This is a genomic window from Pedobacter sp. 01N416 (genome assembly GCF_056399685.1).
Window position 1 is genome coordinate 1 of the sequence record NZ_JBFTRT010000943.1, and the last position, 942, is coordinate 942.

The following is a 942-nucleotide window of genomic DNA, read 5'->3' on the forward strand; positions in this document are numbered from 1 at the left end:
CTTTCGTTGCTTTGACCTTTATCGCCGCTGATTAGGAAGGTTTTCACAAAAGTGCCATTGCGTTTGATTGAAACTTTTGCTGCAGATGTAAGCCATACATTTCTATAAATCCCCGAACCCGAATACCAGCGCGAATCAGGCTGTGCTGAATTATCAACTTTAACTGCAATGATATTTTTCCCAGCTTTTAAGAATCTGCTGATCTCGTAAGAAAAAGAGCTGTAGCCGTAAGGCCTTTTGCCCAGATACTGACCGTTGATCCAAACCTCACTATTTTTATACACGCCATCGAATTCGATAGTGATTAATCTATCCTTAAAATTCGCAGGAGCTGTAAATTCTTTTCTGTACCAGCCAATGCCTGTGGGTAAACCGCCACCTTCAGGTTTTGCAGGGCTTTTCTCGTCGAATTTCCCCTCAATGCTCCAATCGTGCGGTAAAGTGAGTTTTCTCCATTTAAGATCGTTGTATGCTGGAGATTTTGCATTTGGTTCGTCTCCTAAAAGGAATTTCCAATCTTTGTTAAAGCTGGTTCTGATGCGGGGTTCCGGCCTAATCTTATATCGATTGGTCGTCATTGCGAGGCACGAAGCAATCTTACTACTATGGGTTGGCCGTTCTTTCGCATTAGGATTGCATTCCCGAAAAGTCGGGACAGGCAGTGCCTCGCAATGACGGGACGCCAACAAACCGAATGTCAGAAAAATTACAACTTTAAAATCAGGTAGCCTCTTCATCTTAATTCTTCCTTTCGCTTACAAAATTCACTTTACTCTTACCCAAATCTTTCGATGTGGCCACAGCAATGCCACGCTGATCCAGTTTATTAACTGCACAATAAAAATGGTATACTGTGCCTTTATATTTCAGTACAAAAGATTTATGTGCGTATAATTCATCATATTTTTCTGACGACTCAATCAGGTTACCACCGGTCCAATC

The 942-nt window shown here is 41.8% G+C and carries 1 protein-coding gene and 1 pseudogene; both read right to left on the reverse strand.

The window, feature by feature from the left end; all coding sequences use genetic code 11:
• The coding region (locus tag AC1DND_RS28555) for a sugar-binding domain-containing protein (RefSeq protein WP_477586308.1) at nucleotides 1–578 on the reverse strand (578 nt) is incomplete at its 3' end.
• A gap of 160 nt (nucleotides 579–738) precedes the next feature.
• Nucleotides 739–942: pseudogene (locus AC1DND_RS28560) on the reverse strand (glycosylase); the annotation flags it as partial.